Source organism: Rhizobium croatiense (genome assembly GCF_019793465.1).
Lineage (GTDB): Bacteria > Pseudomonadota > Alphaproteobacteria > Rhizobiales > Rhizobiaceae > Rhizobium > Rhizobium croatiense.
Genome location: NZ_JAILYJ010000083.1, coordinates 1 through 399, shown reverse-complemented (window position 1 = coordinate 399; position 399 = coordinate 1). Strand labels below are relative to the sequence as shown.

At 67.4% G+C, this 399-nt stretch carries 1 pseudogene; it reads right to left on the bottom strand.

Annotated features, from left to right (window positions below):
- Window positions 1–386 (bottom strand): annotated as a pseudogene (locus K6M89_RS32020) (ABC transporter substrate-binding protein); the annotation flags it as partial.
- Window positions 387–399: the final 13 nt, after the last annotated feature.

The window sequence follows — 399 nt, the reverse complement described above, 5'->3', positions numbered from 1 at the left end:
ACCCAGGTCTTGGCGTCCTTGGTGGTGAACGATTCGGCCAGCGCGGGCTGCGGCGTGAGGCTGGCGTCCAGCGACGTGAGGCCGTTGTAGATCATGTTGCAGCGCGAGTAGTCGGTCTGGTTCGACTGCTTGGCCGGATCGAGCGTGTCGGTGGCGGCGGCAGTGGCGCCCGCCACCCGGATTCGGCCACCCTTCCTGGGCGTTTGCGCATGGGCGGACACCGCCATGCCCGCGAGGCTGCCGGCGAGCGTGGCCTGCATGCCGCCTGCCATCAGCATCGCCAGGATGTCGCGCCGCGATGCGCCGCGTTTGAGCGACTCCATCACGCGAAGGCTTTCGCCGGGACCGACGAGGTTTTCGAACCTCTTGTTGCTGCTGTCGCTCATGGTGGGGTACTCC